Genomic DNA, 943 nt, shown 5'->3' with positions numbered 1-943 from the left:
AACTGTTGGTCTAACACCTCTCCACCTAGAAGCTCCAGCTTTTCCTAATACTCTTAACATATGTTCTGAATTTCCTACTTCTCCAACAGTAGCTCTACAATCAGATGGTATTTTTCTCATTTCTCCAGATCTTAATCTAATCGTCACATAAGTATTTTCACTAGCTACTAATTGTACGAAACTACCAGCTGAACGTGCTATTTGACCTCCCTTTCCAGGTTTCATTTCCACATTATGAACTAATTCTCCTACTGGAATATTTTTTAAAGGTAATGCGTTTCCTACTTTAATAGATTCTTTAATACCAGAAATAACTTTGTCTCCGATGGATAAACCTTTGGGAGCTAAAATATAATTACGTTCCCCATCTTTGTATAAGATTAAAGCAATATTTGCCGAACGATTAGGATCATATTCAAAACGTTCTACGACAGCTGGAATACCATCTTTTATTCTTTTAAAATCAAGAATTCTATACGCTCTTTTATGCCCTCCACCTATATGACGAGTAGTAATTCGACCAGCATTATTCCTTCCGCCTGTTTTAGTATTCTTTTTTGTTAGTAAAGAAAATGATTTACCTTTATACAAATTTTTGTTGACCACTTTAACAACATGACGACGACCAGGAGATGTCGGTTTACATTTAATAATTGCCATTTTTTTTCCCACAACTAATCTACATTGCTGAGTAAATTTGCATTTTGCCCTTTTCTTAAAGTAATATAAGCTTTTTTCCAATTTTTATGACGACTTACTTGATTCCCTTTACGTTTTATTTTTCCTTTAACTAAAAGAGTGTTAATAGAACTCACTTTTACTTTAAATAATTCTTGTACAGCTTGTCTTATCGTAGATTTCTTTGCGTCTTTTTTTACTTTAAAAACAACTGTATTATATTTTTCTGCAGATAAAGAAGATTTTTCTGAAATTTTAGGAGAAA

The 943-nt window shown here is 32.1% G+C and carries 2 protein-coding genes; both read right to left on the bottom strand.

Annotation, left to right across the window (positions count from 1 at the left end):
• Positions 1–660 (bottom strand): 50S ribosomal protein L2 (gene rplB, locus LDP10_RS02975; RefSeq protein ID WP_265197257.1); only part of this gene is annotated, 660 nt, incomplete at its 3' end.
• 14 nt (positions 661–674) lie between these two features.
• Positions 675–943 (bottom strand): 50S ribosomal protein L23 (gene rplW / locus LDP10_RS02970; RefSeq protein ID WP_265197256.1); only part of this gene is annotated, 269 nt, incomplete at its 5' end.

The sequence above is a fragment of the Buchnera aphidicola (Pemphigus obesinymphae) genome, from assembly GCF_026122815.1.
Taxonomy (GTDB): Bacteria; Pseudomonadota; Gammaproteobacteria; order Enterobacterales; family Enterobacteriaceae; genus Buchnera_C; species Buchnera_C aphidicola_BJ.
The sequence above is the reverse complement of the archived record's forward strand: the minus strand, read 5'-3'. Positions and strand labels throughout refer to the sequence as shown.